At 64.9% G+C, this 13,795-nt stretch carries 8 protein-coding genes; all 8 read right to left on the bottom strand.

What is annotated here, in order from left to right; genetic code table 11:
• Nucleotides 1–118: 118 nt before the first annotated feature.
• Nucleotides 119–679, bottom strand: coding sequence for a hypothetical protein (locus tag DFR29_RS14035; RefSeq protein WP_133819249.1), 561 nt, complete (start codon nucleotides 677–679; stop codon nucleotides 119–121).
• A complete protein-coding gene (locus DFR29_RS14030; protein WP_133819248.1) occupies nucleotides 676–4,773 on the bottom strand; it encodes an RHS repeat-associated core domain-containing protein in 4,098 nt (1,365 codons plus the stop codon). The genes DFR29_RS14035 and DFR29_RS14030 overlap by 4 nt, the downstream gene beginning before the upstream one ends.
• Before the next feature lie 148 nt (nucleotides 4,774–4,921).
• Nucleotides 4,922–5,395, bottom strand: a complete 474-nt coding sequence (locus DFR29_RS14025; protein ID WP_133819247.1) for a hypothetical protein — start codon at nucleotides 5,393–5,395, stop codon at nucleotides 4,922–4,924.
• Between the two features lie 8 nt (nucleotides 5,396–5,403).
• Entirely contained in the window at nucleotides 5,404–9,537 is a 4,134-nt protein-coding gene (locus DFR29_RS14020) for an RHS repeat-associated core domain-containing protein (protein WP_133819246.1), read from the bottom strand.
• Nucleotides 9,538–9,624: 87 nt separating this feature from the next.
• Nucleotides 9,625–10,365 carry an ankyrin repeat domain-containing protein gene (locus DFR29_RS14015; RefSeq protein WP_133819245.1) on the bottom strand — a complete coding sequence of 247 codons (741 nt, stop codon included), beginning with the start codon at nucleotides 10,363–10,365 and terminating at the stop codon, nucleotides 9,625–9,627.
• Nucleotides 10,366–10,448: 83 nt separating this feature from the next.
• Nucleotides 10,449–11,747, bottom strand: a complete 1,299-nt coding sequence (locus DFR29_RS14010; protein WP_133819244.1) for a DUF4150 domain-containing protein — start codon at nucleotides 11,745–11,747, stop codon at nucleotides 10,449–10,451.
• On the bottom strand, nucleotides 11,740–12,900 hold the full coding sequence (locus DFR29_RS14005) for a DUF2169 family type VI secretion system accessory protein (RefSeq protein WP_133819243.1): 1,161 nt from the start codon (nucleotides 12,898–12,900) through the stop codon (nucleotides 11,740–11,742). Before DFR29_RS14005 ends, DFR29_RS14010 begins: the two co-directional genes overlap by 8 nt.
• A gap of 1 nt (nucleotide 12,901) precedes the next feature.
• Nucleotides 12,902–13,795, bottom strand: an 894-nt coding sequence (locus DFR29_RS14000; protein ID WP_425598836.1) for a bacteriophage T4 gp5 trimerisation domain-containing protein, incomplete at its 5' end; no start/stop codon positions are given.

Raw genomic sequence — 13,795 nt, 5'->3', positions numbered from 1 at the left:
TACGCCGCAAGGTCCGAGGGCCGCCTGTCGCAGAATTCCCACGGCGCAATTCGCAATGCTGATGCGCCCTGCGCTGCACTGGTAGCGCCGATGATGCCGAGTGCGACAGCCTGGGCGTCTAGCCCTGCACCGCTGCCGGATTGAACGCAATACCCAGCTTCAATTTCTCGACGGCCTGCTTGAACCGCTCGCTAGCCACGAAGACATAGCATTTCAGTTCATGCTGCTCGCGCGCGAGCAGAAAGTCTTCGTCCAGATCGCTGCGGATGAAATTCGACTGGAAGCGTCCAGCACCTTCGCCCAGGCCGGAGCTGGGATAGTCGAGCAGATGCCGGCGCTGCAGCAATCGCGCCACGAAAAATTCGTGCGGTGTTTCCTCGCAGATCACGCTGCAGGGATGGAACTCCACTTCATTCTTGAGCAGTTCGCCCATGACATGCACGAATTTCGGCGAGAACAGCGGCACGCCGCCAAAGGAAGGCAGATAGTCGAGCGCAGCCAGGCTGGCCGCTTTCACGCCGTCCTGCAATTGCCCGACCAGCGGAGGCACGAATGGCGTGCCCGGCGGGTCGTTGCCGACGACGAAGAATTCCTCGATGCGGTCGAATACCTTGCCCGCCTTGAAAACGACGTTGTGTGCCGAGCTTTTGACCTTGGCGCGCAGGTAATGGACCGTCACGGCCATACCTTCCGCCCTGCATTGAGTTCGCGCCGCGAAGTCTTCGCAATATCCATAAGTTCCTTCTGCAGCCGCTGCGCATCCCATTTGTTGGTCTTGGCCTGGCGCTGTACGTCGTCGAGAACGTTCTGCATGTAGTCGTCGTATTTGTTGTGATGGCAATCGCCCAGGCGAAAGTACGAATGCCGTGTCTTGGTGCCTGCACCGCCCGCCTTGCGTGGCAGATACATCATGTTGTGTGCCGCGTTGATATTCAGTCCCGACGACTGGAATACCGGGTGGTCCTTCAGATGGTACGGAATGATGTGGTGACGCTCCATCCCCTTCTTGGCCTTCATCCAGGAGGGATAGGAAGCCTTGGGACAGCGCGCCAAGCCCCAGGGATCGATCCAGCCCTGGGCGTTCGGTGCGTACTGATAGGTATTGGAACCACCCCAGACACTGATCGGATCCTGGCTGACGAATCGGCCGATATCGGGATCGTAGTAGCGGAAACGGTTGTAGTGCAGGCCGGTTTCTGCGTCGAAATATTGCCCTTCGAATCGGATGGGCTGGTGCACGGGCTCGCCTTGCAATGCAACGGCAGCGGCGGGCTCGAGATATTCGACGACGAGCGTATTGCCCCAGGCGCGATAGTTCGCCCGCCAGCTGATGCTGCCGTCGGACTCGGTCAGTTCGCGCGGTGCGCCAATCTGGTCGGTGTGGAAATAGCGCACACGTGCAGGCCGGTCGGGCCGTGCTGCTGCGTCGACGGCAAGCGATTCCAACTGCGCAACCGGCACGGAACTGTCAGGCTCGTACAGATAGGTCAGGCAGCGGTCGCCGCGCGTTTCCTGCAACAGGTGATTGCCGTCCCAGCAGAAATGCGTCAGGCCGAAACTGTCGCGCTTCCAGCAACGCCGGCCGAAGGCGTCGTAGCCGTAACTGACCTGCTGCGCCACGCCGTTGCGCTCGATCTGCACGGCTTCGAGCTGGTGTTCCGGATCGTAGTCCAGACGCAGCCGGGTATGCCCGCCGACGCGCTTCTCGACCAGATTGCCGTGCGTGTCGTATACGAACCGCTTGTCTTCGTAGGCGGCGAGGCGATTGCCGCGCACGACCTGGCCGGCAGCTTCGACCAGGTTGTGCGCCGGATCGAAAGCAAAGCGTTCGGCATTGGCGCGGGTTACCCGGCCGATGGCGTCGTAGCTGTAGCTGACCTGGCCAAAGCGTTGGTCGCTCATCGCCTGCAGGTTACCCGCACGATCGTAGACGTAGCGCCTGGCGATGTTTTCCGGCGCGCTCACGCCGTTCTTGCGCGCGCGCTGACCAATGCGCCGGCCCATCGCGTCGTAGTCGAAATAGCTAGTCAGTGCGCCCTGGCTGCGCACGGTTTCGCGCTGCATGACGTCGCGCTCGATCTCGCTGATCAGCGTGCCGTCCAGCTCGATGCGATGCAGGTAGCCTGGGCCGTAGTAGTGCTGCGTAACGCGGCGGCCGTCCGGCAGCGTGCTCTCAATGCGGTTGTCGAGGGCATCGTAGCGATGCTCTATGGTCTGGCTGCGGCCGAGACTTTGCGTGGTTTCGCCGACCAGCCGCCCCAGCTCGTCGTAAGCAAGATGGACATGGCCGCTGCCGTTGATGGCCGAAAGCACGCGTCCGACCGCGTCGTAGGTGTACTTGCTCGTCGCGACGCGCTTGTCGCGTGCGCGTCCGGTGATCTTCTCGATCACGTTGCCGGCCGGGTCGCGCAGATACTGCGTGCGCAGCAATTCGGGAATGCTGTCATCGGCCAGGTTCACGCCCGGGCCGGGCTGCAGTCCGAGATCCCGCCGTTCCAGCAGTGCACCGGCTGCGTCGTAGCGATACAGGGTGACGCGACCGTCGAATCCTTGCTCGCCGATCAGGTTGTCGTTGACGTCGTAGGCGAAGCGGAAAAACGCCCCGTTCTCGTCGGTGAGCACGACCAGGCGCCGCGCCACGTCGTATTGGTAGCTGAAACGGTGCCCCAAGCTGTCGGTGCGCGTTACGGGAAGGCCGTCGGGCGCCAGCTCCCAGCGGGTAACCTGTCCGCCGGTATCGGTGGTCGCAACCATCCGGCCGGCCGCATCGTAGGCATACGATTCGCGCGAACCGTCCGGATAAACGATCTGCTGCAGCCTGCGGTTCTGGTCGTAGACGTATTCGGTACGCCCGCCGTCGGCATGCTCGATGGAAACTGGATTGCCGTAGTCGTCCCAGCCATAACGCGTCGCATGACCGACGCAATCGGTATGCGCAAGCAACAGGCCGCGGTTGTCGTATTCGAGCTTCTGCCGGCCGCCATGCGCATCGACCAGGCGCACCAGCAGGCCGCGCTCGTCGTGGTTGTAGGCGGTTACATGGCCCAGCGCATTGGTCTCGCGAATGAGATTGCCGGCAGCGTCGTAGGCGTAGCGCGTCACTGCGCCGTTCGGGTCGGTGATGGCGGTCGGCAAAGCCCAGCGTTCGTCGAACTGGAACTGCGTGCGCGCGCCGCTCGCATCGACGATGGCAGCGACATTGCCTTCGGCGTCGTAGTGATATCGCGTCGCTTTGCCCGCAGGATCGGTGACCCGCGTCGGCTTGCTCCAGGCGTTGACTTCGACCCTTGTGTGGCCGCCCGCCGGATTGATCACGCCGATCAGGTCGGCGTCGGCGTTGAAGCGATAGCGGGTCTGGCGGCCCAGGCTGTCGCTGACGATGGTTTCGCCGGCCAGGTAAGTGAACTGCCAGGCATCGCCGAGATTGCTGGTATGGCGTATGACCTTTCCGGCCGGGCTGTACTGGTCGTACTCATAGCGCGCGACGACGGCGCCGGGGACGGAATGTTCCACCAGAATGTGATTGTTATAAATGTACTCTCTGCGCACGGCACCGCCACCGCCACGCACGCGCACCAGATCGCCCTCGGCGCTGTACTCGTAGCCTGCCAGCATCTCGATCCGCTCTCGCGGCCAGCTGCCGTTAGCCAGGGGCTCGCCGCGCAGCAGCGCGACGGCGCGCAGGCGTGGCGCAAACGCATCGGCGGCAACGGCCAGGTTCTCGAAATGCAGGCCGAGTACGCGGCCGGCCGCGTCGAATACCTGCGCCGGCAGCCCGCTGCCGTCGTAGATCAACCGGACACGGTTGCCGTTGCGATCCTCGATTGCAACCAGGGGCAGATAGCTGGCGCGCTCGCCCAGCGGATCCCCGGCATCCAGTTCCAGCGGCGCAAATATCTGGTGCGTAGCACCGTCGCTGGAGCTGACGCGAAAGCGGCCGTTTGCCTCGCGCGCCAGCAGGATTTCTTCGTAGCGATCGAATTCCTGTTCGCCGATTTCCGGTTCCGGCAATTCGATCTCGCGCCCCTGTTCGTCGACCAGAACAAGGCCATCGCGCCGACGCAGCAGACGCACCGACAACGGCAGCGACCAGCCCTGCCCCAGCCAGCCGTTGCCGATCTGGTCGGAAAAATAGCTGCGCTGCCAGGGCAGCGCCATCGGCGCCGGCAGATTGAAGTCGAGATCGTCGGCGCCGTCGAGAAATTTGACGCCGAGGATGGGGTTTACCGGCCGCAGCACGCAGGTCTTCGAGGTGCAGGTCTTGGCCTTCTTGCCCTTGCCCTTGACCCCGCCCCCCGCATCGCTGCCCGCCTTCTTGGCGGCCTTCTTGCCCGCCGCCTCGGCGCCTTCCTTGGCGGCTTTTTCGGCGGCTTCTTTTGCGGCCTTTTCAGCCAGCTCCGCGGCCGCCTTCTTGGCCAGCGCTTCCGCGCCTTCCTTGGCGGTGGCCTTGATAGCCTGCTTGCCCACCGCCACGGCGGCCTTGCCGGCCTTCATCGCCGCACCGCCGCCGGGAATCAGGTTGGCTGCGGCCGAGGCGCCGGAAATGGCGGCGTTGACGTAGTCGCCTTCGGCGGCGTAGATCGCCGCATTGGCGCCGTCGGCGACGATGCCGATCACGGGTACGGCACCGAGAATGTCCAGGCCTGTGTGGACGACGTCGCCCCACTTGCTCCACCAGCTTTTCTTCTCCGGCGGGTTGCCGCTGCCGGCCGGCGTGCTCTGGGGCAACATCGGCTCGGTGGTGAGTTTGCCTATCGTATTGCCTACGGCCATGGCGTTTCCGCTCCGAGGATAGAACTACCCTGTCCGTGCCCCTTGTGCCTGCCTGTGCAGGCCACGAACGCTTTCCACCTTTGCATCATTCAATCTGTTTATCTTGAAACTCTGTCCGCGAGCGCCGCGCACGGCGGCGACATGCCTGTCAGCGTGCGTTGCGATTGCGATAGGCCTGCCACTCGCGCTCGCTGGCGAAGCCTTCGCGCAGGTTGCAGACCACCAGCGTGACCTGATTGTGCGGATCGTGTGCGGCATCGACGTGACCCCAGTCGCGGCTCAGCGGCAGCGCACAGCCATGGCGGCGCTCGAACCACTCGCGCAACGCCTTGGTATGCGGCCCTTCGGGGCGGCTCTGCGCGCCGTCCATCAGGTTCCACGGTGCGATCTGCCACTTCGCCATCGGCCCGTCGGCACCGTCGAAGGTGACGATGAGCACGGTCTTTTCGGGCTTCTTGCCGCCGTCGGCATCGAATACGCGGCGCCAGGCCACGGGCGCGCCGTCGAAGAACAGCCATTGCTCCCATTCGCCCGGCTGGGCCAGCAGCTCGGCATGGCGCATGCCGGGCCGCAATACCAGGTCGGCCTGTACTTGGAATGTTCCGTCGTCGCGCAGGCTCATGGCGGCGGCTACGGTCCCAGGCCGATGGGCGGGCCGTCCTTCTTCAATGCCTTCTTGAAGTTGGACAGGAAGAACTGGGTACCGCCGCCGCTGCCGAAGCCCTTGCTTGGGTCTTGCGCCAGTGCCTGGCCGGTGGCGACACAAGTATCTTTCTTGACAATGTATTTCTGGTACTGCGGCCGGTAGCCGCGCTTCGGGTTGGGCAGTACCTGCAGGCTCTGGAACAGCTTGGATTTGCTGCCGCCCGAAGCAGCCAGGGTCTTGGCATCGAAATGGAAGCCCGACGGACCCGGCCAGCCGCCGTAGATCACCGTGCCCTTCTTCAGCACGGTATTGGTCCAGACGTCGCGGCCCGGGTAGTCGCCATGACCTTGCCATTGCCGCGCCCAGGCGGCGGGATTGACGCCGTCGCAGGGATCTTTGCCGCACTTGCTGCGCTTGAGGCCGTACGGATCGATCCAAGCGCCGGGATTGGGGGCGTATTCGTAGTTGTTCTCGCCGCCGAGCAGATTGACCGGATCCTGCGTGACGAAGCGGCCGATGTCCGGATCGTAGTAGCGGAAGCGGTTGTAGTGCAGGCCGGTTTCGCTGTCGTAGTACTGGCCCTGGTAGCGCAGCGGCTGGTGCACGGCTTCGCCACCCGGCGCAGCCTCGGCCATGAACACTTCCACCAGCGCGGTATTGCCCCAGGCCTTGTAGCTGGCGCGCCAGCGGATGGCACCGTCGCCGTCGCTGAGTTCGTGCGGCGTGCCGGCCTGGTCGTTGTGGTAGTAGCGAATGTGGGTACTGTCATGCTGCGGCGCCGGGGCCGTCACGCTTTCGACCTGGGCCAGCGGTGCGAAGCTGTCCTGTTCGTAGAGGTAGGTCAGCGTGCGTGCGCCGCGGCTTTCGCACAGCAGGCGGTTGCCAGCCCAGCAGAACGTGGTCAGGCCGAACGCATCCTGCTTCCAGGCGCGGCGGCCCAGCGCGTCGTAGCCGTAGCGGGTTTCCTGCGTCACGCCAGCGCGGCTGACGCGGGCGCAGGCGAGCTGGTGCTCGGCGTCGTAGTCCAGCAGCAGCGCGGTATGGCCGCCGATCTTCTTCTCGACCAGGTCGCCGTGGGTGTCGTAGCGGTACTGGCGGTCTTCGAACGCGGCGATGCGGTTGCCCGGCACGCGGCTGCCGTCGACGCTGATGTTGTGCGCCGGGTCGAAGCGGAAGCGTTCCTGGTTGGCCCGGATCAGTCGCGACAGCGGGTCGTACTCGAAATGCGTGCTGCCGAAGCGCTTGTCCTGCAGGCCGGTGATATTGCCGATGCGGTCGTAGTGATACTGGCGCGCAACCGGTTCCTCGGCGCTGTGACTGGCCTTCCGCGCGCGGCTAGCGCTGAGACGGCCCGCGGCGTCGTAGTCGTAGAAGCTGGTCAGCTGGCCCTGGCTGCGTACGGTTTCGCGCTGCAGCGCATCGCGTTCGATGGTGCTGACCACCTCGCCGTCGAGCAGGATCTGGTGCAGTTCGCTGGCGTGATAGCGCTGCTGCAGCGTGCGCCCGTCGGGCAGCGTGGTTTCGACGCAGTTACCCAGCACATCGTAGACATGTTGCAAGGTGTACTGGCGTCCCTGCACCAGGCTGGACTCCTGCACCAGCTGGCCGGCTTCGTCATAGGCCAGGCCGACGCGGCCGCCGCCGCTGACCGCTTCGGTCAGGCGGCCGACCGCATCGTAGGCGTAGCGCACGCGCTGGGCACGGTTGTCGCGGCCGGTCACTTTCTCGATCAGGCGGCCGTTGCCGTCGCGCAGGTAGCGCGTCAGCAGGGTTTCGGGCGTGTCGTCGGCCGGTATCGCCACCGCCGGGCCAGGACGCAAGCCCAGTTCGCGCCGCTGCGCCACGCGGCCGACGGCGTCGTAGGCATAGGCCGTGACGCGGCCGTCGAAGCCCTGCTCGGCGACCAGGTTGTCCAGCGCATCGTAGGCGAAGCGGTAGTGCGCGCCGTTCGGGTCGGTCAGCACGACCAGGCGCCGCGCCAGGTCGTACTGGTAGCTCATGCGCTGGCCCAGCGCATCGATGCGTGCCTGCGGCAGGCCGTCTGCGCATAATTCCCATTGTTGCCGCGCACCGTTGGCATCGGTCTCGGCAATCACCCGGCCCAGGTGGTCGTAGTCGAAGCGTTCGGTCGCGCCGTCGGGATAAGTGGCCTGATGCAGGTTGCCGCGCAGGTCGTGGCGGTATTCGGTCACCGCGCCCAGTGCATCGGTGATCGAACTCAGGTGGCCGTGCGCATCCCAGCCATAGCGCGTGGTATTGCCGCTGCAGTCGGTGGCGCTGAGCAGCAGGCCGCGGCTGTCGTAGGCGTAGCGGCGAATGCCACCGGCCGGATCGGCGATGCGCACAACCAGGCCGCGAGCGTCATGGTTGTACTGGGTGGCGCGGCCGAGCGCGTCGGTCTGGCGGATCAGGTTGCCGGCGGCGTCGTAGTCGTAGCGCACGCTGGCGCCGTTCGCATCGGTGATGATGCTGGGCAGGCGCCAGCGTTCGTCGTAATGCAGTTCGATGCGCACGCCGCCTTCGACCACGCTGACTACGTTGCCCGCATCGTCGTAGTGGTAGCGCGAGACTCCACCGGCCGCGTCGACGACCTGGGAGATCCTGCCATAGGCATCCAGCTCGAAGCGGGTTTCGCCGCCGTCGGGGTCGACCAGCGATACCAGTTCTTCGTCGGCATTGAAGCGATAGCGCGTGACGCGCTGCAGCGGGTCGGTGACGACGGTTTCGCCGCCCAGGTAGGCAAACTGCCAGCTCTGGCCGAGGCTGGTGGTGTGGCGTATCACGCGGCCGCTGCGGTCGTAGCGGTCGTATTCGTAGCTCGCGGACAGGCCGCCGGGCTGGCTATGCTCGATCAGCAGGTGCGCGCGATAGCGGAACTCGCGCGTCAGCTCGCCCTGGCCGTTGCGCACGCTGCTCAGGTCACCGTCGCTGTCGTAGGCATACGACACCAGGGTTTCGATCTGCTCTGCGCCCCAGTTGCCGTCGCTGCGCGCATCGCCGTGCAATTGCACGACACGGGTCAGGCGCACGAACGGTACGGCGGTAGTGCCGCCGGGCACTGCATCGAACTGCAGGCCGAGCAGGCGGCCGGCGGAATCCTCGATCAGCCGCGGATAGCCCTGCTCGTCGTAGCAGATGCGTACGCGATTGCCGTTGCGGTCTTCCAGCGCGACCAGCGGCAGGTAGTTCGAGCGCGAACCGTCGGTATCGCCGCCGTCCAGGCCCAGCGGCGCGAAGATCTGGTGCAGGCCGCCGTCGGGCGCACTCAGGCGGTAGCGTCCGTTCGCCTCGCGCGACAGCAGCACGTCTTCGTAGCGATTGTGTTCGACTTCGCCGGGCTCCAGCTCCGGCAGTTCGATCTCGCGGCCTTGTTCGTCGATCAGGACCAGGGCGTCCTGCCGGCGCAGCAGGCGCACGGACAGCGGCAGTGCCCAGCCCTGGCCCAGCCAGCCGTTGCCGAGCTGGTCGGAGAAATAGCTGCGCTGCCAGGGCAGCGGCAGTGGCGCGGGTAGGCTGAAATCGAGTTCTTCCTCGCCGCTGAGGAATTTGATGCCGAGCACCGGATTGACCGGCTTGCCCACGCCGAATTTGGTTTTGCAGGGCTTGGTCTTCTTGCCCTTGCCTTTGACGCCGCCGCCCTTGTTGCTGCCGGCTTTCTTGGCGGCCTTTTTTCCGGCGGCTTCGGCCGCTTCCTTCTTGGCAGCCTTTTCGGCGGCTTCTTTCGCGGCTTTTTCCGCCAGTTCCTTGGCCGCCTTCTTGGCCAGCGCTTCCGCGCCTTCCTTGGCCGTGGCCTTGATGGCCTGCTTGCCCACCGCCACGGCAGCCTTGCCGGCCTTCATCGCCGCGCCACCGCCCGGGATCAGGTTGGCTGCGGCCGAGGCGCCGGAAATGGCGGCGTTGACGTAGTCACCTTCCGCCGCATAGATCGCCGCGTTGGCGCCGTCGGCAACGATGCCGATGACGGGTACGGCACCGAGGATGTCCAGGCCGGTGTGGACGACGTCGCCCCACTTGCTCCACCAGCTTTTCTTCTCGGGAGGATTGGCACTGCCGGCGGGCGTGCTTTCCCGCATTTTCGGTTCGGCGTTGAGTTTGCCTATCGTATTCCCTACGGCCATGATCGCTTCCGCTCAGACAACTGCACCATTGCGTGTTCGTTTCCCAGGGCTGTTCACGCCGGCGACGAATACGAATTCACGTGTTTATTAGTTTATTTGCAGTGGTTTGTCGGGCTGTTGCCCGCGCGCAAGCATGCGTTCGCGTTCCTGGTCGCGCGTCGGCGGCGGCCAGGCCACGCCCTTGGCGACGATGCGTTCGCGGATTTCCAGCATCTTCAGCTGGGCCGGCGAACCGGCCTGCTGGCGCTCGATCTGGAATTTCAGCTGGCCGGCGAAGGACACGCCGTTGACGTTGACGAAGTTCGGATTGGCGCCGCGGTCGAGCAGGTAGACGGTCTGGTCCAGCTGCATGCGCATGAGGCTGCGCATCAGCGCGGTATTGCCCAGCGTGTCGGTCTTGTCGATGCTCGCGCCGCGGTCGAGCAGCAGCTTGAGCGTGTCGAAAGTGTGTTCGTGGGTGACGTCGAACAGGATGGGCGTACTGCCTTCGACCGTATCCGGGCTGACGCCGCCATCGAGCAGTGCCTTGACGTAGAGCGGGCTCTTGGCCTGCAGCGATACGCCAAGCACGCTGCCCAGGTCTTTCACCGGACGCAGCGGGTCGGCACCGGCCTTGACCAGGTGGGTGATGATTTCCAGCTGCTTGGGCTTTTCGCCGAAGGCCTGGCTCAGGGCAAAGAACAGCACGGTCATGTCTTCTGCACCGGGCTTGTTCAAGTCGACCGTGCGCGCCAGCTCGTCGACTTCGGCCACGTCGCCGTGTTCGATCGCCTGGGCCAGGGTCAGGGTGGGACCGCTGAAGAATTTTTCTGCCGGTTGGGTCTTCATGCCTGCACTTTCCAATGTCCAGAGCGACAGTATTGCCGCCATCGCCACGCACCAACGTCGCACCGCCGACCACGACGGCACGACTAGCCTCCGCCAGCCGCGCTGATGATGGCCACGTCTTCGTCTTTCTGTTTTTCGATGCCGTCGATGACCTGGTCCATGCCGTGGCGCGAGACCGGGTTGCCATGGCCTTCCAGCGGAAACTTGTTGCCGACCGCATCGGGCATGGCTGCGCTGAGGCCGAGCTTGGCCAGGCCGCCGGCGAGTGCGCCGATGGCCGCGCCGAACGGTCCGCCGAAGGCCGCACCGATGGCCGCACCTGCGCCGGCACCGGCCAGGGTGCCCTTCCAGCCTTGCTGCTGGATGCCGGTCAGCACTTCGTTGGCAACCTGGTAGGCGGTGACGTTCTCGGTCGTGGGCACATGGTTGGTGCCGCCGTAGCGGCCCACCGTATTCGAGTTGAGGCCGGCGGAATTGAAGGTCCAGGCCGGCGCACCGCTGGCGCGCGACGCGGCCGAGGCCATGCCGCCACCGAGCGAGTGACCGACGATGTCGACCGACTGGCCCGAGTTGCCCACGGCCGAACCGATGTTCACGGCGCGGTCGTAGTACGGCGAATTCATGTTCAAGCCCTGGGCGAAGTTGTTCTTCCAGTCCGTCATGCTGGACGGGTTGGTGCCCTGGAACACCACCGAGGGTTTCATGCTGTTGCCGAATACGGCCGGATCGGGCTCGTACATGCCGGCGCGGAAGCTCGGCGTACCCTTGATCGACATGTCATCGGGAGTCAGGCCGTATTTGGCCAGCGCTTCCTTGTTGTTGCTGATGTCGGTCCAGCCTTCCGGCGCCGGCTTGCTCGGGTCGTAGATGTGCTGGGCCAGCTTGGCCTTTTCCACACCGACGTTGTTGCGTTCCAGGCGTTCCGCCGCGGCGCGTACCTTGGGATCGCTGCTCTGCTTGCCCTGTTCGATCAGGCGGCGGCGTTCTTCCCAGCGTTCCTTCTTGCTGAGGTTCTTGCCCGGCGGCTTGTTGAAGTTGCCGTTCATGTAGAACATTTCGCCGTTGCGCACGACCCATTTCTGGCCGATGCGCGTATCCGGCGAATGCATCATCGGCCAGCAGTCGGCGCCGACCGTGCGGCTGACCACGCCCTTGTTGATGCCGGCCTGGTCGCCGATGGTGCGCGGTGCCTTGCTCGCGTCATAGACGAAGGCCGGCTTCTTGTTCAGCCGCACCGAGGTGATCACGTTCTTGGACATGCCCAGGTCGGACGTGACCGGATACGGCACCGGCGTCGGCGAGCCCGGGGTCAGGCAGAAATCGGGCGCCAGGAATACAATGCGCCATTTTCCATCTTTTCGCGCGGCAAGATTGTCAGCCATGGGCGGGTCCGGCGGCTTGCGTCATCAGGCTGGGCGGCAGCGGCACGAATTCGCGCGTTGCCGGATCGGGGTTCATGCGCGCGGCCAGCTGGCGCTGGTGTTCGCGGTCGTCGGCGGCGATGTAGCGCAGCTGCACTTCCATCAGGTCCAGCTCTTCGGCCAGGGCCAAGCGGTAGGTGCAGTACACGCGGCGTGCATTGACGTCGACGACGATGGTGTCGAGGGTCAGGTCGCGCGTGAGGCCTACGCCGCTGGCCAGGCCGGCCAGGGCGAACACGCTTTCCACCGGCACCTGCAGATAGATGCCCTGGCCGGGTACGTCGCGCGCCGGCACGAAGTTCTGCAGCGCGATGGGCACGCTGCTCAGCGGCTTGGGATGCGGGAACTGCAGCACGGTCGGTGCACCGTTCCAGAAGTCCATGCGGAAATCGCGCGGCAGCAGCGGATGGCGTTCTTCCTGCCAGGCGGCATCGGCGGTGCCGCCGAATTCCAGCCGGCCGCGCCAGCCGCGGCCGATGAAGCCGAAGCCGGTGGCGGGCAGTGCGTCGCTGATGCCGCGCAGGCGGTGCTCGGCCGACTCGATCTGCGGCGCCGGCAAGGTGTCGCCCTTGTACTCACGCAGGAACTCGGCCGGATACCAGCCCATACCGACATTGTTGAAGCCGGCGGCGAATTCCTTGTCGCCAAACTCGATCAGGCCGCCGCTGGCCAGTTCGTAGCGCAGGTCGAGCAACGCGATCGGTGCGGGCTCGGTCAGGCTCCAGCCCATCACGCCGCGCTTCCACCAGCGGGGCCCGCTGACCAGTACGGCAGTGGTGCGGTCGTAGACACGCACGGCCGCACCGAACGCCGGCTCGGGCTTGTCGCCCGGCGCAAAGGCCGTGCCGTTGACGATGACGTCCAGGCGCGGCTTGTACGGCGACAGATCGCTTTCCGTGCGCACGCTGCTGCGGGCCGGCTCGGCATAGTGCTCGTCGGCCATGCACAGCGGCGTCTGTTCCTTGCAGAAGGTCAGCCAGGCGGCGCCGTCTTCGGCGCGGATGTTCAGGTCGTAGCTCAGCCGCACGGCGAGGACACTGAACCCCGCGTCGTTCTGGTCCAGTGCGTCGAACAGCAAGGCCGGGAACGCGGTGTGATTGATCAGCTCCGCCATGTCAGTTGATGTCGATCAGCTTGCCGTTGACGTCGACATGCTTCTCGCCGATGACCTTGATCTTGTTGCCGCTGATCGTGATCGTGCCGTTCTTCTCCAGCACGATCATCGAATCGCCGCAGATCAGCGAAAGCTTGTCGCCCGCCTCGTACGTCGCCGAATTGCCGGCGCTGACACTGATGGTCTTGCCCACCGTCACCGCAAGCTTCACGCCGACGTTGTGCAGGTGCATCAGGCCGACATTGCTCATCCAGCCCGCGCCGACGTTGAGCGCATAGGCGCCGCCGATATTGGTCACCTGGGCCAGGCCGACATTGATCATCGAGGCCATGCCGATGGTCTCGCTCTTGTTCTGGCCGATGGTCACCGTGCGGTTCTTGCCGATGCTGACCTTCTCGTTCTTGCCGACGTCTTCGCTGCGGTTCTGGCCGATGCTGATCGTTTCGTTCTTGTCGACGGTCTCGGTACGGTTCTTGTGGATGGTGATGGTTTCGTGGCCATCGACCGTCTCGGTGCGATCCTTGTGGATAGTGATGGTTTCGAAGCCATCGACGGTCTCGGTGCGGTCGTTGTGCACCGTGATCGTTTCGTTGTGATCCACCGTCTCGGTGCGATCGTGCTTGACGTGCACGGTTTCGTCGTGGTCGATGGTCTTGGTGCGGTCGTGCCCGACCCAGTGCGTCTCGTCGTTCTCGACTTCGATGTCCTGGTTCTTCTCCGCGTGCAGCCAGACCTGTTCCTCGCCCTTCTTGTCCTCGAAGCGGAACGCGTTGGCGTTCTGCCAGGTCGCGCCCATGCTTGATCGCGTCAGGAAGCCCGACTGCGTGGCATTCGCCGGCAGGCCCCAGGGATGCGGGTTGTTGGTGTTGTAGACCCGGCCGACGATGATCGGCAG

This window comes from Tahibacter aquaticus, from assembly GCF_004363655.1.
Lineage (GTDB): Bacteria > Pseudomonadota > Gammaproteobacteria > Xanthomonadales > Rhodanobacteraceae > Tahibacter > Tahibacter aquaticus.
The sequence above is the reverse complement of the archived record's forward strand: the minus strand, read 5'-3'. Positions and strand labels throughout refer to the sequence as shown.